Annotated in this window: 14 protein-coding genes and 1 pseudogene; 8 read left to right on the forward strand and 7 right to left on the reverse strand. The window is 71.3% G+C overall.

All coding sequences use genetic code 11. The features are described 5' to 3' along the window. The first annotated feature begins 48 nt into the window (after window positions 1–48). The 5 genes from Q7W82_RS18095 (at window position 49) to Q7W82_RS18115 (ending at window position 4,300) form a co-directional block, all read left to right on the forward strand. The gene (locus tag Q7W82_RS18095; protein WP_017910413.1) at window positions 49–321 is read left to right on the forward strand and encodes a hypothetical protein; all 273 of its coding nucleotides are present in this window, start codon (window positions 49–51) and stop codon (window positions 319–321) included. Between the two features lie 119 nt (window positions 322–440). Beyond that, window positions 441–1,148 (forward strand): fumarylacetoacetate hydrolase family protein, encoded by a 708-nt coding sequence (locus Q7W82_RS18100; protein ID WP_242161006.1) that lies wholly within the window; start codon window positions 441–443, stop codon window positions 1,146–1,148. A gap of 109 nt (window positions 1,149–1,257) precedes the next feature. Then, on the forward strand, window positions 1,258–1,677 hold the full coding sequence (gene mscL / locus Q7W82_RS18105) for a large-conductance mechanosensitive channel protein MscL (protein ID WP_019798175.1): 420 nt from the start codon (window positions 1,258–1,260) through the stop codon (window positions 1,675–1,677). 93 nt (window positions 1,678–1,770) lie between these two features. Then, complete coding sequence (locus Q7W82_RS18110) at window positions 1,771–3,186, forward strand: M28 family peptidase (RefSeq protein WP_242161005.1); 1,416 nt, start codon at window positions 1,771–1,773, stop codon at window positions 3,184–3,186. A 61-nt stretch (window positions 3,187–3,247) separates the two neighbouring features. Continuing rightward, window positions 3,248–4,300 carry a LacI family DNA-binding transcriptional regulator gene (locus Q7W82_RS18115; RefSeq protein ID WP_242161004.1) on the forward strand — a complete coding sequence of 351 codons (1,053 nt, stop codon included), beginning with the start codon at window positions 3,248–3,250 and terminating at the stop codon, window positions 4,298–4,300. A 231-nt stretch (window positions 4,301–4,531) separates the two neighbouring features. Here Q7W82_RS18115 and Q7W82_RS18120 read toward each other — a convergent pair. From Q7W82_RS18120 to Q7W82_RS18130, 3 genes and pseudogenes are all read right to left on the reverse strand, one after another. Then, window positions 4,532–5,137, reverse strand: a pseudogene (locus Q7W82_RS18120) (cytochrome P450); the annotation flags it as partial. 328 nt (window positions 5,138–5,465) lie between these two features. After that, window positions 5,466–5,555 carry a tryptorubin family RiPP precursor gene (locus Q7W82_RS18125; protein ID WP_017911958.1) on the reverse strand — a complete coding sequence of 30 codons (90 nt, stop codon included), beginning with the start codon at window positions 5,553–5,555 and terminating at the stop codon, window positions 5,466–5,468. 196 nt (window positions 5,556–5,751) lie between these two features. Then, complete coding sequence (locus tag Q7W82_RS18130; protein WP_242161003.1) at window positions 5,752–6,594, reverse strand: TrmH family RNA methyltransferase; 843 nt, start codon at window positions 6,592–6,594, stop codon at window positions 5,752–5,754. Between the two features lie 470 nt (window positions 6,595–7,064). On the opposite strand from Q7W82_RS18130, the gene Q7W82_RS18135 reads away from it, so the two are divergent. Beyond that, on the forward strand, window positions 7,065–8,126 hold the full coding sequence (locus Q7W82_RS18135; RefSeq protein WP_242161002.1) for a hypothetical protein: 1,062 nt from the start codon (window positions 7,065–7,067) through the stop codon (window positions 8,124–8,126). Between the two features lie 43 nt (window positions 8,127–8,169). Here Q7W82_RS18135 and Q7W82_RS18140 read toward each other — a convergent pair whose 3' ends face one another. Further along, window positions 8,170–8,727: a GNAT family protein gene (locus Q7W82_RS18140; RefSeq protein WP_242161001.1), complete on the reverse strand. Its 558-nt coding sequence runs from the start codon at window positions 8,725–8,727 to the stop codon at window positions 8,170–8,172. 153 nt (window positions 8,728–8,880) lie between these two features. Here Q7W82_RS18140 and Q7W82_RS18145 point away from each other — a divergent pair, with 153 nt between their 5' ends. Both Q7W82_RS18145 and Q7W82_RS18150 read left to right on the forward strand, forming a co-directional pair. Then, complete coding sequence (locus tag Q7W82_RS18145) at window positions 8,881–9,624, forward strand: polysaccharide deacetylase family protein (protein WP_242161000.1); 744 nt, start codon at window positions 8,881–8,883, stop codon at window positions 9,622–9,624. Then, the gene (locus Q7W82_RS18150) at window positions 9,621–10,742 is read left to right on the forward strand and encodes a glycosyltransferase family 4 protein (protein ID WP_242160999.1); all 1,122 of its coding nucleotides are present in this window, start codon (window positions 9,621–9,623) and stop codon (window positions 10,740–10,742) included. The genes Q7W82_RS18145 and Q7W82_RS18150 overlap by 4 nt, the downstream gene beginning before the upstream one ends. Before the next feature lie 37 nt (window positions 10,743–10,779). On the opposite strand, the gene Q7W82_RS18155 is transcribed toward Q7W82_RS18150, so the two are convergent. From Q7W82_RS18155 to Q7W82_RS18165, 3 genes are all read right to left on the reverse strand, one after another. Beyond that, window positions 10,780–13,905, reverse strand: coding sequence for an efflux RND transporter permease subunit (locus Q7W82_RS18155; RefSeq protein ID WP_242160998.1), 3,126 nt, complete (start codon window positions 13,903–13,905; stop codon window positions 10,780–10,782). Next, complete coding sequence (locus Q7W82_RS18160) at window positions 13,902–14,996, reverse strand: efflux RND transporter periplasmic adaptor subunit (protein WP_242160997.1); 1,095 nt, start codon at window positions 14,994–14,996, stop codon at window positions 13,902–13,904. Before Q7W82_RS18160 ends, Q7W82_RS18155 begins: the two co-directional genes overlap by 4 nt. A gap of 163 nt (window positions 14,997–15,159) precedes the next feature. Next, entirely contained in the window at window positions 15,160–17,838 is a 2,679-nt protein-coding gene (locus Q7W82_RS18165; RefSeq protein ID WP_242160996.1) for a M1 family metallopeptidase, read from the reverse strand. Between the last annotated feature and the right edge of the window lie 225 nt (window positions 17,839–18,063).

The raw sequence follows: 18,063 nt of genomic DNA on the forward strand, positions 1-18,063 counted from the left end.
AGCGCCGATACTGCGCCCCTTCGGTTCAAACTGAAACAGAGTTCTGCCATGCGTGCTCGCCTCTTCAATTTCGACCAATTCCGGCATGTCTTCGCGCCGCGCAAGCCGCGCCATCCGCTGGTCAAGCTGGCGGTCGGCCTGCTGGGCCTGGCGATCCTGGCCGGGCTGGTGTTCGTCAGCGTGTTCGTGGGTGCGGCAATGATCCTGGGCGGCATCGCCATGAAGCTGCTGAGCCAGCGCGGCAAGCGCCCGGCCACCGCGCGCCGGCATGTCGTCGATGGCGAGTACCGGGTGGTGCGCAAGCCGGCGTTGCCGTTGTAAGGCTGGGAATGGGGAATCGGGATTGGGGAATCGCAAAAGCGGATTCCGTATGCCTGTTGGAGTTGGGTTGAACCCATCGCGGTAGACTGCTGCATCCCCTTCTCGTTGGATGCATGCCCATGAAAGACCTGTTCGCCGCTGCCGAGGCTCCGCGCGTTCCCGTGCGCGGCCAGGGCCTGTTTCCGGTGCATCGCATCTACTGTGTGGGCCGCAACTTCGCCGACCATGCGCGCGAGATGGGCGCCAGCGCGCCGGCCTCCAAGGCCGAGCGCGGCCAGCCGACCTTCTTCATGAAACCGGCCGATGCGCTGGTGATCGGCGACGAGGCCATCCCCTACCCCTCCGCGACCCAGGACCTGCACCACGAGGTGGAACTGGTGGTGGCGCTGGGCCAGGACGCGCCGGCCGGCGTGCTGCCGGTGGAAGGCGCCGACGCGCTGATCCTGGCCTACGGCGTGGGCCTGGACCTGACCCGTCGCGACCTGCAGGCCGCCGCCAAGGCCAAGGGCCTGCCATGGGATATCGCCAAGGGCTTCGATGCGTCCGCGCCGATCAGTGAGTTGATCCCAGCGGGCGAAGTCGGTGCGCTGGAGGCGCTGAACCTGTCGCTGGAAGTCAACGGCGAGGTGCGTCAGCAATCGCTGCTGGATCAGATGATCTGGAACGTGCCGGAGATCCTGCACGAGCTGTCCAAGCTGTTCGCGCTGCGCGCCGGCGACCTGGTGTTCATGGGCACGCCGGCCGGCGTGGCCGCGCTGCGCCCGGGCGACCGCTTCAGCGCGCGCCTGGAGAACGTGGCCGAACGGCACGGCCGCATCGTCGGCTGAAGCCATGCGCTGGTCGCGCGCCGTGCGCATGCCGTGATCCGACGACCACAGTCACTGCGCTAGGCTAGCGCCGCGGCGACAGGCCCGCACTGACAAGAGAGGAGTTCCGATGAGCATGATCCGCGAATTCAAGGAATTCGCCATGCGCGGCAACGTGCTGGACCTGGCGGTCGGCGTGGTGCTCGGCGCCGCGTTCGGCAAGATCGTCACCGCGCTGGTGGAGAAGATCATCATGCCGCCGATCGGACTGCTCGTGGGCGGCGTGGATTTCTCGCGTTGGGCCTGGACGCTGAAGGCGGCCACGGTGGACGCGGCGGGCAAGCCGGTGCCGGCCGTGGTGATCGGCATCGGCGATTTCCTCAACACCATCATCCAGTTCGTGATCGTGGCCTTCGCCATCTTCATGCTGGTCAAGGCGATCAACCGCATCGCGCGCAAGGAACCGCCGGCGCCGAAGGCCCCGAGCGAAGAAGTGCTGCTGCTGCGCGAGATCCGCGATTCGCTCAAGCACGAGCCGCGCCCCGAGTAAGCGCGACGGCAGGCGCGGCCTTCGCATGGAGGCCGCGCCGTGCACGACGGCGAGGCACTGCTAAGCTCGCCGTTCCTGTCCGCGGAGTCTTCCATGCGCCGTCTCGCCGTCGTCATCGCTGCCGTCCTGAGCCTCTCCTCCCCTGCCGTCGCCGCCGAGGCCACGCGCATTCCGGAGGCGGCGCTGCGCGATGCGGCGACGTTGCGCGAGCGTGCGCTGGCCGACGACACCGGCTGGAAGGTGGTCGAATCGCTGACCACCGAAATCGGCCCGCGCCTGGCCGGCAGCGAGGCCGATGCACGCGCGGTGGCCTGGGCCACGGCGAAATTCAAGGCACTGGGTTTCGACAAGGTGTGGACCGAGCCGGTGACCTTCCCGAAGTGGGAGCGACGCAGCGAACACGCGCAGGTGCTCGGCGCGCATGCGCAACCGCTGACCGTCACCGCGTTGGGCGGCAGCCCCGGCGGCACGGTCGAGGCCGAGGTGGTGCGCTTTGCCGACCTGGCCGCGTTGCAGGCGGCGCCCGCGGACGCGCTGCGCGGCAAGATCGCCTTCGTCGATTACCAGATGCTGCGCACGCGCGACGGCAAGGACTACGGCAATGGCGGCGCGGTGCGCAGCAAGGGGCCGTCGGAAGCGATCCGCAAGGGGGCCATCGGCTTCGTGATGCGCTCGGCCGGCACCGATTCGCACCGCGTGCCGCATACCGGCATCACCCGCTATGACGAGGGACTGACGCCGGTGCCGGCGGCGGCGCTGTCGGTGCCCGATGCCAACCAACTCACGCGCCTGCTCGCGCGCGGCCCGGTGCGCCTGCGCCTGGCGCTGGACTGCGGCTGGGACGGCACCGCCACCTCCTACAACGTGATCGGGCAGATCACCGGGCGCTCGCTGCCCAACGAGGTCGTGCTGATCGGCGGGCACCTGGATTCGTGGGACCTGGGCACCGGCGCGGTCGACGACGGTGCCGGCGTGGCCATCAGCATGGCCGCCGGGCATCTGATCGGCCAGCTCAAGCAGGCGCCCAAGCGCAGCATCCGCGTGGTCGCCTTCGCCAACGAGGAGCAGGGATTGTACGGCGGCAAGGCCTACGCGCAGGCGCATGCCAAGGACGTGGCGCGGCACCAGATCGCCGCCGAGAGCGACTTCGGCGCCGGCCGCATCTACGCGTTCAACACCGGCTCCGGCGACGCCGCCGGCTCGCGCGAGGCGACCCGGCAGATCGCCGAGGCGCTGGCGCCGCTCGGCATCGCCTATGCGCCCGATGCCGGCGGCCCCGGCCCGGATGTCGGTCCGCTCGCGGCCAAGGGCGGCGCCTGGGCGTGGCTGGCGCAGGACGGCAGCGACTACTTCGATTTGCATCACACCGCCGACGACACCCTGGACAAGATCGACCCGAAGGCGCTGGCGCAGAACGTCGCCGCGTATGCGGTGTTCGCGTATCTGGCGGCGCAGGCCGATGGCGGTTTCGGCAGCCAGGCCAAGACAGTGGAACCGCCCAGGGAGTAAAGTGCACCGGACCTGCGCAGGACGCGCGCAGGGGCTCCCTTCCGCAGCAGCGCCAGGACCTTTGATGGGCATACGGCAACGCCGCGCGGGCTCAGCGGTGACGTTGCTGGATGTGGCCCGCCATGCGGGCGTGTCGCCGATGACCGCTTCGCGCGTGATCAACCGCCACCCGCGCGTGAGCGCGACCATGCGCGAGCGCGTCGAGGCGTCGATCCAGGCGCTCGGCTACCGCCCCAACCTCGCCGGCCGCTCGCTGCGCACTGCAGGACTGGCGCGCATCGGCGTGCTGTACAGCAATCCCAGCGCGGCCTACCTCAACCAGTTCATGCTCGGCGTGCTCGAGCGGAGCAGCCTGGAAGGCTGCCAGGTGCTGGTGGAGAAGAGCGAAGACAGCGACAGCCAGCGCGCCGCCACCGAACGCCTGCTCGATGCCGGCGCCGATGGCCTGATCCTGCCGCCGCCGCTGTGCGATGCGCGGCAGACCATCGCCGAACTGGACGCGCGCGGCATCCCGCTGGTGGCGGTGGCCACCGGCGCGCCGATGCCCGGGGTCAGCTCGGTGCGCATCGACGACTACGCGGCCGCATGCGCGCTCACCCAGCACCTGCTCGACCTGGGCCACCGCGACATCGGCTTTGTCAGCGGCGATCCCGGCCACACGCCCAGCGCGCTGCGCAGCCGCGGTTTCTTCGACACCATGGCCCGGGCCGGACTGACGGTGGCGCCGGAGCGCGTGGCCGAGGGCATGTTCACCTACCGCTCCGGCCTGCTTGCGGCCACCGCACTGCTGCAGGTCGCGCCGCGCCCCAGCGCGATCCTGTGCAGCAACGACGACATGGCCGCAGCGGCGCTGGCGATCGCGCACGGGTTGCGCCTGCGCGTGCCGGACGATCTGTCCATCGCCGGCTTCGACGACACACCGGTGGCGACCACGATCTGGCCGGAGCTGACCACCATCCACCAGCCGGTGGCGGCGATGGGCGGGGCGGCGGTGACGCTGCTGCTCGGCGAGATCCGCCAGCGCCGCGATGGCCTGCCCAGCCGCGGCACCCACCAGGTGCTGGACTACACCCTGGTCACGCGCGCGTCCACCGCGCCGCCTGCGGCGGGCTGATCGCGACGGCGACGCGTGCGCTGCCGCTCAGGCGCGCGCGTGCCGGACCGCGTCGACCTGGGCGACGCCCAGCAGGCCGGTCAACGGCACGTCGGCGCGGCGTTGCCGCGGGTCGGCCACCAACCCCTGGTTGCGCAGCAGGTCCAGCAGCCGCTCGGCCAGCGGCATGACCATGTGCCGGCCCCAGCACCGTTCGGACGCATGCCCGAACGGCAGGTAGCCCGGCAAGGCATCGGGATCCACGCCGTCCCAGCGCTCCGGGCGGAACGCCTCCGGCTTCTCCCACAGCGCCGGATCGCGATGGCTGAGCAAGGGCAGCACCAGCACGTCGTCGGCGGCGCCGATGCGCGGATCCAGCGCACCGTATTCCGGCGAGGCGTTGCGCAGGATGTTCCAGGACGGCGGCAGCAGGCGCAGGGATTCGTAGAGCAGGTTGCGGTTGGAGACGCGCGGGTCGAACGGCGACCCCAGCCACAGCGCATTGGCGACCAGCGTGGAAATGGTGAAGCACACCGGGGCGGCGGTGCGCCGGTACAGGCCCATCGCATCGCGGCGTGCACGGTAGCCGTCGGCCGCCGACAGCAGCGTGGCCAACGCCGAGGCGTCTGCGCCCGGCGCCAGCGGCGCGAGCGCGCCGGCGGCGATCATCGCCCAGGTCAGGCGCGGCGTCAGTTCCAGGGTGCGGTCCATCAGCAGGCGCAGCCGCCACGGGTCGCCGCCGAGCAGCAGATCGCGCAGATAGACATGGCCGACATGCGGCCAGGGACCGGACAGGTCGAGCGTCGGCGGCGGCGGGCGCTTCAGCGCCTCGCGTACATCGCGACCGATCGCCTGCATCAGCTTGGCGGCCTCGCTGCGCGCGATCGAACGGCCGTGCAGCGGCTTGAAGGTCGGCCGTTCGTACTCGGTGGCGGGCCGCGCCGCGAGCAGGCGGTCGCCCAGCGCGGCGCCGGCGACGCCGACCGTGTCGGCATCCAGGCGGAAGGCTTCCTGTCCCACATGCGTGCGCAGCAATGCCTGCAGGCGCGGCGCGAAGACCGTGGCGCGCGCGTCGCGGTCGACCGGGGTGGCGGACATCGCGAATCTCTTGGAGGAACGGCGCCCGACGCAGCGTCTCCGCCGGGCGCCGGCCGCACGCGAAGCGCGCGGCAACGCACAGGGGCGCTCAGTACCAGATGTACCAGGCGTACGACTTCAGCGGCTTCTTCGACGACAGCAGGTGCTTGATGGAGAACAGCAGCTTCATGAGCGATATCTCCGCAGGAGTGACGACGACCCTTTCGGGGGAGGACTGCGCGGTCTCGCTGGCGCGCATCGCGCGGGGCGCGATCGCATCGACGAGGCGCGCCTGCACGCTACGCCGCCGACAGTCGCCCCGCAAACCCGAACAGGCACGTGCGCACACTATTTCGTAGCCAAATGCCGGCCGTCCTCAACGCGTAACGCCGTGCTCAGCGCGCGGCGGATCCGTGCGGATGCCGGCTGCGCCAGGTCCCCAGCAATACCGCCGTGGCGGCGGCGACGTTGAGGCTTTCCACCGCGCCGCTGCCCGGGATCGACAGGCGCAGGTCGCAGGCCTGCGCGAAGTCGCGGTCCATGCCGTCGCTCTCGGCGCCCATCACGTAGACAAGCCGTTGCGGCAAGGCCGTGGCGAACAGATCGTCGCCGCCGGCCACCAGCGTCGCCGCCAGGGCGAAGCCCGCGCCGCGCAATTGCGCCTGCGCCTGCATCGCCGGCGGCAGCCGCACCAGCGGCACCGCCTCGGCGCCGCCCTCGGCCACGCGTGCGGCGGCACCGGACAGCGCCAGCGCGGCCTGCTCCGGCAACAGGATCGCGCCCACGCCGAAATGCGCCGCCGAGCGCAGGATCGCGCCGAAGTTGTGCGGATTGCCGACGCCATCCAGCCACAGCGCCACCACCGGTCCCGGCGCCAGCGTCTGCAGCCAGTCGGCCAAGGCCAGCGGCGCAACGCGCAGCACGTCGGCGACCACGCCCTCGTGGTGGCTGCTGGCGGCGAGCTTGTGCAGATCGGCCTCGTCCACCACGCGGTAGCCGACCCGATTGGCCACGCACCACTTCAGCAGCGGCTGCAGCGCCGGGATCCGCGCCTCGCTCAGGTACAGCTTGCGGATCGCCTCCGGGCGCCGCGCGTACACCGCGCGCACGGCGTTGAGGCCGTACAGGCGCAGTTCGCTGCGGTTGGTCGCGGACGCCGCACCCTCACCCCCGGCCCCTCTGCCGGGGGGAGCGGGGGGATTGCCGCCGCGCGGGCGATTGCCCCACGGCGAGGTCATTGGCGCACGCCCGTGGCGCAGCGGGAACGAAGGGCATGACGCATGGCAATCTCCTGAAAAAAGCGTGGGCCGCTCGTCGGGAACGGCGGGTTGCGGGCATTTTCGCTCATCCGCGCGCCGCCGGCTGCCCCGGCGTGGTCAATCGCGGCACCGCCACTTGTCTACATCGCGCGACACGAAGCGCAAACCAGATCGCGGCGGCGACCGAGAAGCAGTTCACCCTCGCCCGCACCATGCGGGATTCGCGGCGCGGCATGCGGAAATCCGACAAGCGCGCGCTGCGCGTTGGGTCCATCGTCGCCGCTTCCCCAGCAATCACGCAGGCCTTTATCGAGCGCAGCCACGTCCCATCCCACTCGCTTCGCAGGCGGGAGGCACGCCGCGACCGTGGGCGCCGCAACGCGCCGCGCCGCTGCGCCGGATGGCCTCCCGAGAACGCATTCCGCATTCTCACGACAAGGCGAACTTCCATGCACTCCGAGCTCCGCACCTCCTCCTGGACCGCGCGCCACCATGCCTGCGCCGCATTGCTGCTGATGCTGGCGCTGTTCGGCCTCAGCGCGAGCGCGCTGGCGCAGACCGCCGCGCCCGATGCGCGCCTGGCCCGGGCCGGCGCCCTGCGCGCCGCGCACAAACCCGCCGACGTCCCCGACGACTACATCCAGACGCCCTTCGGCTACTTCGCGCCGGCCTGCGTGCGCCAGGTCCATCGCAACGAACGCATCCTGGGCGACGGGCTCGTGCAGCGCGCCGACGGCGTGCGCGAACAGGCGCAGGCCTGCACGCAGGACAACTTCACGCCCAGCGGTATCCGGGTACGACCTGACGGACGCGGCGTGGATGGCCGGCAAGTCCGCGGCAACGCCGCACTGGCGGCCTCCAGCGCCCGCCGCGCGGTGCCGCCGCCGATCACCCACGACTGGGTGCAAGCAGCCATCGACGTGACCGGCAACAAGATGGGCCGCATCGTGGCCAGTTGGACGGTGCCGCAGAACCCGACCAACGTGGCGCAGCAGACGGTGTACTTCTTCCCCGGGATGCAGAGCGACGACCCGACCATCCTGCAACCGGTGCTGGGCTACCGCGGCGACAGCGACACCTGGGATCTGAGCAGTTGGAACTGCTGCCAGGACGGCATGGTGTGGTACAGCGATTTCATCCCGGCCAAGGCCGGCGACCGCATCGTGGGCGACACCTATGCCACCTGCAACAACGGCAGCCCCTGCGCGAACTGGAACGTCGACACGCGCAACGTGACCAGCGGCCAGAGCGTGCGGCTCAGCACCACCTACGACATCAATTCCCGGACGCACCTGGTGGTGGGCGGCGCGCTGGAGGTGTATGCGGTGGACAGTTGCGACCAGTATCCGCCCGACCGCCGCATCACCTTCGAGTCGATCGGCGTGTACGACTACCGCATGCAACGGGTGACGTCACCGGCGTGGGTGTCGTACATCGACAGCTCCGGCCTGGACGTGCAGTGCGACTACGCCGTGGATACCACCGCCACCTCGGCGACCATTTCCTACTGAGGTCGTGACCCCCGCGCGTCGCTCCGAACGAGCGACGCGCGGATCAGGCTGCCGGCCAGGTCCGGGCAAACAGCCGCAAATCGCGTCGTTTCCCGTCGCGTACCGACACGTCGGGGCGCACGCCGATCTCGGCGAAGCCGTTCTTCTGCAGCACCCGCGCCGAGCGGTGATTGTCCGGCAGCACCAGCGCCTCGATCCGCTGCAGTCGCAATGCCGGCACCGCCCAGCCCAGGTAGGCGGCGGCGATGCGGGTCATCCGCCCCTGGCCCCAGTGCGCACTGCCCAGCCAGTAGCCGAGCTCGGCCCGGTCCGGCGCCGGCTGCGCTGCCGCATGCAGGCCGATCCCGCCGCAGGCCTCGCCGCCGATTTCGATCGCCAGCACCGGGTCGTTCAGGTCGATCACCTGTCCGCCCAGGAAGGCCGCGCCGTCGGCACGCGTGTAGGGGTGCGGAAACCGCCGGCTCAGCCCGCACGCCACCTGGGCATCGTCGGCGTGGCGGACCAGCGCGTCCAGGTCGCTGGCACGCCAACGCCGCAGCACGATGCCATCCAGATGCAATTGCAGATCGCGCCAGGGGGCGTCGGCGGCGGTCTCGGACATCGGCGGCTCCTGTGCTGCGGGCGCCCAGCATAGCCGCCGGCTGCGGCGCGCGATCGTCTACGGCTGAGGGTTTTCCCTGACAGACCAGCGAAAGCCAGCGCCGCTAGACTCCCGCGCCGCACCTCGCCCTTCCGTCCAAAGAGCCGTTCCCCGATGCCCTCCGACACCGCCGCCACGGCCCGCATTCCGATCTTCATGTACCACAACGTGGCCGAGGCGCCGCGCCACCTGCAGGTGTACCGCAGCCTGTACGTGAGCCCGGGCCGCTTCGCCCGGCAGATGCGCCTGCTGCAGCGGCTGGGCTACCGCGGCCTGTCCATGTCCGACGCCATGCCGTACCTGCGCGGCGAGCGCCAGGGCAAGGTCGCGGTGGTCACCCTGGACGACGGCTACCTGGACAACCTGCATGCGGCGCTGCCGGTGCTGCAGCGGCTGGGCTTCACCGCCACGGTGTACATGGTCAGCGGCTGCATCGGCCGCCACAACGTGTGGGATGCGCAGAAGCTGGGCATCGAGAAGCCGCTGATGAACCTCGCCGAGCTGCGCCAGTGGCGCGCCGGCGGCATGGAGATCGGCGCGCACACCCGCTCGCACCCGCACCTGACCGGCTGCAGCGATGCGGCGCTGCGCGAGGAGATCGGCGGCTGCAAGCGCGAGCTGGAGGACCTGCTCGGCGAGGCGGTGCCGCAGTTCTGCTACCCCTACGGCGATGTCGACGACCGCGTCGCCGACGTGGTGCGCGAGGCCGGCTACACCGCCGCCACCAGCACCCGCCGCGGCCGCGCGCCGGCCGGCTCGGACCCGATGCGCTATCCGCGCATCCAGGTCGCCCGCCACCACCTGCTGCCGCAATTCGCGCTGCGCGCCTTCACCGCCTACGAGGACCGGCGCGGATGAAATTCCTGTTCGTCGGCACCAATCCCGAAAACACCGGCGCGGCCACGCATTTCGTGGCGCTGGCGCAGGCCCTGGCCGGCGTCGGCCACCAGGTCGAGGTGATCGCCTGCGAGGGCGGCCTGATCGCCGACGAGCTGCGCCGCAGCGGCATCACCGTGCACGTCGGGCACTTCCGCAACGTGCTGGATCCGGACGGCTACGGGCCGCTGCTGCGGGTGGCGCGACGCAGCCGGCCGGACTGGCTGGTCGGCAACTTCGGCAAGGAGTACTGGCCGCTGCTGCTGGCCGGGCGGGCGCTGGGCATTCCCGTCACGCTGTTCCGCCACCGCACCCCGGCGATGAGCGCGCTGTCCGGCTATGCCATCCCGCGGCTGGCGGCGCGCTTCTTCGCGGTGTCGCACTACGCGCGCCAGGCCTACCTGGAGCGCGGCGTGCCGGAGGCGCTGGTGCAGGTGCTGTACAACCCGGTGACGATGGAGCGGCTGCGCCCGGATCCCGAACGCGGCCGCGCCATCCGCGCCGCGCAGGGCTTGCCCGAGGATGCGATCGTGCTCGGCTACAGCGGGCGCATGCATGCCGGCAAGGGCATCTTCCCGTTGCTGGAGGCGGCCTCGGCGGCGATGGCGCAGGAGCCGCGGCTGCACTGCCTGTGGCTGGGCGACGGCCCGGACGCGGCACAATTGCAGGCGCAGGCCGCGACGCAGCCGCATGGCGAACGCCACCGCTTCGTCGGTTGGGTCAACGACACCACGCCGTACTACAACGCGATGTCGATGCTGGCGTTCCCGTCGCTGGCGCCGGAAACCTTCGGCCGGGTCTCGGTGGAGGCGCAGGCCAGCGGCGTGCCGGTGCTGGCCAGCCACGTCGGCGGCACCGCCGAGACGCTGGACCCTGGGGTCAGCGGCGAACTGCTCACGCCCGGCGACGTGGATGGCTGGCGCGATGCGATCCTGCGCCTGTGCGACGGCGAACGCCGCCAGCGCATGGGCCAGGCCGGGCGCGACTTCGTGCAGCGCCATTTCGGCGGCGCGGTGATCGCCGCGCAGTTCGTGCACCTGCTGCAGCAGCCGCGCTGCGCGCCGCAGCCGCTGGCGTCGTCGCGGGTGGATCCGGCCTGAGCACGCGCGCTGCGCGCACGCGCCTGGGCGATCCCGCTCAGGCGTGGCCGCCGACCGACGGCGTCTGCGCTTCCAGTTCCTGCAGGCGCTGCTGCACTGCGTCCGGCGAGCGCGTGTACGGCGCCAGCAGCGCGTAGAACGCCGGCACCACGAACAGCGACAGCAGCGTGGACACCGACACGCCGAAGATCACCACGATGCCGATGGTGGCGCGGCTGGCCGACCCGGGGCCACCGGCGACCACCAGCGGGATCGCGCCGACCACGGTGGCCAGCGAGGTCATCAGGATCGGCCGCAACCGCACCGCGGAGGCTTCGACGATGGCGGCGCGCACGCTGCGCCCGGCGTCGCGCAACTGGTTGGCGAACTCGACGATCAGGATGCCGTTCTTGGCCGCCAGCCCCACCAGCATGACGATGCCGATCTGGCTGAACAGGTTGAGCGTGCCGCCGCTGATCGCCAGGCCGATCAGCGCGCCGAGCACGCCCAGGGGCACGGTCAGCATGATCACCAGCGGGTGGATGAAGCTCTCGAACTGCGCCGCCAGCACCAGGTACACGATCAGCAACGCCAGGGCGAAGGTCAGCAGCACCGCGCCGCCGGCCTGCTGGTACTCGCGCGATTCGCCCTTCCAGTCGAGCTGCGCGTAGTCGGGCAGTTCCTCGCGCGCCACCTGCTGCGCCCAGGCGATCGCCTCGCCGAGCGGATAGCCCGGGGCCAGGCCGGCGTTGATGGTGATCGCGCGCAGCCGATTGAAGCGGTGCAGGTTGCCCGGCTCGGCGACTTCGCGCAGGGTCACCAGGTTGGACAGCGGGATCAGCTGGCCGCTGTCGGCGCGCACGCGGATCGCCGCCAGGTCCGTCGGGTTGGCGCGGCCGTCGCGGCTGGCCTGCAGCATCACGTCGTATTCCTCGCCGTTGTCGACGAAGGTGGTGACCTGGCGCGAGCCCATCAGCGTCTCCAGCGCGCGGCCGATCTCGGTCACCGGCACGCCGAGGTCGGCCGCGCGCTGGCGGTCGATCTCCACGCGCATCTGCGGCCGGGTTTCCTTGTAGTCCGAGTCGGCGCCGACCAGGCCCGGGTTGTCGGCGATGCGCGCGAGCAGGCGGTCGCGCCATTGCGCGATCTCGGCGTAGTCGGGGCCGCCGAGCACGATCTGGAACGGCTGTCCGCGACTGTTGACCAGCCCGCCGCCGACCTGGGTGCGCGCCCGCACGCCGGGCAAGGCGCGCAGTTCGTCCTGCAGTTGGGCGGCAACGTCGGCAGTGGCCACGTCGCGCTCGCTCCAGTCGCGCAGGAACACGCTGACCCGACCGGTGTGCATCTCTTCGCTGGCGCCGAAGCTGCCGGGCACGCGCGGGTTGGCGCGCGCGATCGGCTGGCCGTCGCCGCGGTGGCGGTCGAGGATGGCCTCGACCTGGTGCATCTGCCCCACGGTGTAGTCGAAGCCGGCGCCTTCCGGCGCGTCGATCATCACCTGGAACGAGCCGCGATCCTCGGCCGGTGCCAGTTCCGAGGGGATGACCCGCGCCAGCAGCGCGCTGGCCGCCAGCGCCGCCAGCATCAGCGCGCCGAACAACCAGGCGCGGCCGACGTGCCGCTCGAGCACGCGCCGATAGCGCCCGCTCAGCCCCTGCAGCCGCGCCTCGACCCAGCCGTGCACGCGGTTGGGCCGTTCGCTGGCGTGCGCCTTGAGCAGCTTGGACGACATCATCGGGGTCAGGGTCAGCGCGACGAAGGCGGAGATCGCCACCGCCGCGGCCAGCGCCACCGCCAGTTCGCGGAACAGGCGGCCGGTGTTGCCTTCGAGAAACCCGACCGGCAGGAACACGGCCACCAGCACCGCGGTGGTGGCGATCACCGCGAAAGCGACCTGTGCGGTGCCGCGCCGCGCCGCCACCAGCGCCGGTTCGCCGAGGTCGACGCGGCGCTGGATGTTCTCCACCACCACGATCGCATCGTCCACCACCAGGCCAATGCACAGCACCAGCGCGAGCAGGGTCAGCAGGTTGATCGAGAAGCCGAACGCATACAGCGCGATGAAGGCGGCGACCAGGCATACCGGCACCGTCACCGCCGGGATCAGCGCCGCGCGCACGCTGCCCAGGAACAGCCAGATCACCACCAGCACCAACACCACCGCTTCGATCAGGGTGTGGTAGACGCGTTCCACCGAGGCGTCGATGAACACCGTGGAATCGAAGGCGACGAAGATCTGCGTGCCCTTGGGCAGGGTCTGCTGGATCTGCTGCGCGGCCGCGCGTGCGGCGCGGGCCACGTCCAGGCTGTTGGCGGTGGAGGTCTTGACGATGCCCAGGCCGACATTGGGCACGCCATTGCTGCGGAAGTAGGCGCGGCGCTCGGCCGAGGCCAGTTCCACCTTGGCCACGTCGCCCAGCCGCACCACGTAGCCGTCGCGGCCCTTGCCCAGCGGGATCGCGGCGAAGTCCGCCGGCGTGCGGTAGCCGCGCTCCACGCGCAGGGTGAAGTCGCGATCCGCAGATTCCAGGCGACCGGCCGGCAGCTCCACGTTCTCGCGGGCCAACGCGTTCTCCACGTCGGTCACGGTGAGCGCGCGCGCGGCCAACTGGTCGCGGTCCAGCCAGATCCGCATCGCGTAGCGCTGGCGCCCGCCCAGGCGCACCTGGGCGACGCCGTCGATGCTGGAGAGCCGGTCCACCACGTAGCGTTCGGCGTAGTCGGACAACTGCAGCGCGTCCATCGTGCTGGAGCTCATGTTGAGCCACAGGATGGCGTCGGCATCGGCCTCGACCTTGGCGATCTCCGGCGCGTCGGCCTCGTCGGGCAGGCGATCGAGCACGCGGCTGACCGCATCGCGCACGTCGTTGGCGGCGGCCTCGATGTCGCGGGTGGCGCGGAACTCGATGCTGATGTCGGCCACGCCATTGGAACTGCGCGCCTGGATCGTCTCGATGCCTTCGATGCCGGCCAGCGCGTCCTCCAGCACCTGGGTGATGCGGCTTTCCACCACCGCCGCCGAGGCGCCGGGGTAGCGCACCTCCACCGAGACGATCGGCGGATCGATCGCCGGCAGCTCGCGCAGGGTCAGCCGGCTGTACGCCATCACCCCCAGCACCACCAGCAACAGGCTCATCACCGCGGCGAACACCGGCCGGGTGATGGAGACGTCGGACAGCTTCATCGCGCCAGATCCGCCGCGGCGCTGCCGCTGCGCGCGCCGCCGCCCGTGCTGGCGGCGGCATCGACCACCGCCACGCCCGGACGCAGCTTGCCGGTGCCCTCGACCACGATGCGCTGGCCGGGCTGCAGGCCGTCGACGATCTCGACTAGGCCGTCGCGGCGCGCGCCGGTACGCACGTCGGCGCGCGCCACGGTGGCGTCGGCGCCGACCCGATAGACGAAGGCGTCGCGTCCCACCTGCACCACCGCGATCTCCGGGATCACCAGCGCCTGTCGGGCGGGCCGGTACAGGCGCACGTCCATCAGCATGCCCGGGCGCAGCGCGCGGTCGGCGTTGTCGAACGCGGCGCGCACGGTGACCGCACGGGTGACGCTGTCCACGCGCGCATCCACCGTGGCGACCTTGCCTTCGAAGGCGCGTCCCGGATAGGCCACGCTGCGGCCGCCGACGGCATCGCCCGCCTGCACCGTCGACAGCGCCGCCTCCGGCACCTGGAAATCCACGTAGACCTGGGCCACGTCGTCGAGCGTGGCGATGGTCGCATCCGGCGTCAGCAGCGCGCCGGGGCTGACCTGGCGCAGGCCGAGCACGCCGGCGAACGGCGCGCGCACGCTGCGGTCGCCGATCTCCGCGCGCATCTGCAGCACCCGCGCCTGCGCGGCGTCGCGAAGGGCGCGTTGCGTGTCCAGTTGCGCGCGCGAGACCAGCTGCCGCCCGACCAGTTCGCTCTGCCGCCGGTACAGTTGCTCGGCCTCGGTGTAGGTGGCCTCGGCCTCGCGCAGCGCCGCCTGCTGGCCCTGCCCGCGCAGCGTCACCAGGGGCGCGCCGGCCGCCACTTCCTGGCCGCTCTCGAAATGCACGCGCTCGACGATCTCGCTGACCTTGGCGGTCAACGTCACCGACTCGCGGGCCTTGACCGTGCCCAGCGAGGACAGGCTGTCGTTCCACTCGCGGGGCTGCACCGTCTGCAGCGTCACCGGGACCGCGGCACTGGCGCTCGCCGGCGCTGGCGGCTTGCCGCAGCCGGCGAGCGCGAGCGACGACAACAGGAGGCACACCAGGCGGACGCCGGCGCGTGGTCGGTGCGGCATGGAGATTCCGGACGCGTGGAGTTCGACGCAGTCTAACGGCCCGGCGTGACGGCCGTTGACACATCGCGACCATGACCGACGACCCTTGCCGGCCCCGGCATGCGCTGCGCGGTGAGACGCAGCGCACGGGTGACGCGGCGTGCGCCGCGTCAGCGCGGCCCGCTCAGCGTGGCGCGACGGCGCGCTGCTGCCGCGCGCGCAACGCGCTGCACAGGCGAATGGTTTCGGCAGTCTGCGCCAGGCCGCGGTCGGCGCCGCTGAGCGCCTTCAGGCGCGGCGCGAAGAACGCCTCCAGCCGGTCCGCTTCGGCAGCGTCGCAGCCGCCGCTGGCGGCCAGCGCCGGCAAGCGCCCCCCGTCGAAGGAACCGGAGCGCGCGACGATGCGATCGAAGTGCGCGGTGTACCAGGGCCACATCGACGCATGCGTGGCCGGCTCGGCATGCGCGCCCATCAGCAGGCTGTTCATCTCGCCGACCTTGATCGCATCGGTCAGGGCGAAATCGCGCACCTTCTGCAACTGCTGCGGATCGCGCACGGCGCCGAGCGCGGCGATCATCGCGTTGCGCTGGGCCGGTTCGCCATGGCCGCGCAGTGCGGCGATCAGCGCGTCCACCGCCGGCGCGCCACGCTCCTGCACCGCCACCGTCAATGCCGCGCCGAGCAGATCCGGGTTGGCGGCGGCGAAGTCCAGCGCACCGCCCTTGCCGGCCAGCACCGCATCGCCCTGCGCCAGCAACGCCTTCTGCACCGCCGGCACGCCCATGGTGACCCCGAGCAGTTCGGCCAGATCGGAGCGCAGCGCCACGTCATCGTCGCTGTCGCCGGCGCGGCGCTGATATCCAAGCGCCTGCAGGCGTGCGCCGAACGCGGCCTCGGTGGCCTGGCGCAGCATGGCGCGCTGCGCGTCGTCGCGGGCCAGCACCCGCCAGATCCAGCCGATGCGATCGTTCAGCGCGGTCGCCACCGCCGTGGCCTTGGCCGGCGCCAACTGCTGCATCGCCGCGATCACATCGGCGGTGTCGGCCTCGCCGGTGCGGAACGCGCTGTCGATGGCATCGGCATAGGCCAGCTTCTCGGCGTCGTCGAGCGCATCGAGGTGGCGACCGAGCGCCGCCAGTTGCGGCTTGGGCAGGGCGAAGCGGTAGTAGCCGGTGCCGCCGGCGTTGGGCATCACCCAGCTGTCGGCATCGGCGCCGGCGAGCGCGAGGCGGCCGTCGCTGGCCGACAGCATCTGGCAGGCGCGGCGCACGCCCTGGCGGGTGCCGTACTTGACGCACACCGGCACGCCCCAGGTCTGCGCGGCGCTGCCGCGCGAGCCCAGCGGCAGGAAGCGCTGCTGGTGCAACTGCAGCACCGCGCCGTCCACCGCCGGCTGCACCCGCACCTGCAGGGAGGGCACGCCCGGCTGATCGAGGAAACTGCGGAACGCGGCCTTGAAGTCGGTGCCCTTGCCGGCCGCAGTGGCGATGGCGTCGACCAGGTCGTCGGCGGTGGCGTTGCCGAAGCGATGCGCGCGGATGTAGGCGCGCATGCCGTTGCGGAAGGTGTCTTCGCCGACGAACTGCTCAAACATGCCCAGCACCGCCGCGCCCTTGCGGTAGGTGATGCTGTCGAAGGCAGTCTCGATGTCGCCGTTGCCGGTGATCGGCTGACGGATCTTGCGCGCGCTGACCAGGCTGTCGTTGTTCATCGCGTCCTGCGCGGCACTGACGCGGTCCAGGTCGGCGCGGTATTGCGGGCGCAGGCGCATGGTGATCTTCTGCTGCATCCAGGTGGCGAAGGCCTCGTTGAGCCACAGGTCGTCCCACCAGGCCATGGTCACCGTGTCGCCGGTCCACTGGTGGGCCAGCTCGTGCGCGGTGACGTTGAACGACCCCTCGACGTTGTGCCGCGGCGAATCGTCGTCCAGCAACAGCAGCCAGTCGCGGAACGTCACGAAGCCGGGGTTTTCCATCGCACCGGCGGAGAAGTCCGGCGCGGCCACCAGGTCCAGCTTGTCGAACGGATAGCCGAAGTCGTAATAGTCCTCCAGCGCGGCGATGATCTCCGGCGTTTGCTGCAGCGCGCACCGGATGCGCGGTCCCTGCCCACGCGCGGCCACCCCGCGCAGCGGGATGGACTGCGGACGCTGCGGCGTAGCCGGCAATGCCGGTCCGTCGACCACGTCCCACGGCCCGACCGCATAGGCCACCAGATAGGTCGGCAGCGGCACGGTCTCGGCAAAGCGCACGGTCTTCCAGCCCTTGCCGGCCGGTTCGGTGGATGCGGCGCGGGTATTGGCCAGCGCCTGCTCGCCCTCGGGCACGGTCAGGCGCAGTGCGAACGGCGTCTTCAGCGCCGGCTCGTCGAAGCCGGGAAAGGCGTAGCGCGCGCTGATCGGCTCCATCTGGGTCAAGGCATAGGCGTGTCCCTGCGCCTTGACCTGATACAGACCCTGCAACTGCTGGTTGAACGGCGCGCGGTAGGCGAAGGTGAGGGTCAGTTCCTGCGGCTGCAGCGTGCGTCCGAAGGCGATGCGGGCCACGCCTGCCTGCGCGTCGGCCTGCGTGTAGCGCACCGGGAACGAGGTGCCATCGGCGGTGCGCAGCGTGGCCTTGCTTACCCGCAATTCCTTGCCGTGCAGCCACAGATGATCGGACGCGCGCTCCAGGCGCACGCGGATGGTGGCGGTGCCGTCGAAATCGGTGCGTTCCGGATCGATCTTCAGGTCCAGCGCGTAGTGCTCGGGGACCGCCCAGGCCGGCAGGCGCCCGGTCGGCACCGCATCGGGCGCCTGCGCGCAGGCCGCGCCGCAGCACAGCGCGAGGACGGAGAACAGCACGCGATGGGACAGAGCTGGCATGGACGGGGCCTTCGCCGATGAGGAGGGCGACGACTTAAGCATGCGCAGCGGCGACTGTCACGTGATGACGCCAGCAGCCCCTCGCGCGGCGGGAGAAGGTCTCGTAGGAGCCGCTTCAGCCGCGACCGGGCATCACCGGGAAGGACGGGTCGCGGCTGAAGCCGCTCCTACGACAGGTGTGCTGTGGCGCGGCGCGGCGCGGCGCGGCGAGACGATCCACACCGG

The organism is Xanthomonas indica, from assembly GCF_040529045.1.
In the GTDB taxonomy this organism is placed as follows: domain Bacteria; phylum Pseudomonadota; class Gammaproteobacteria; order Xanthomonadales; family Xanthomonadaceae; genus Xanthomonas_A; species Xanthomonas_A indica.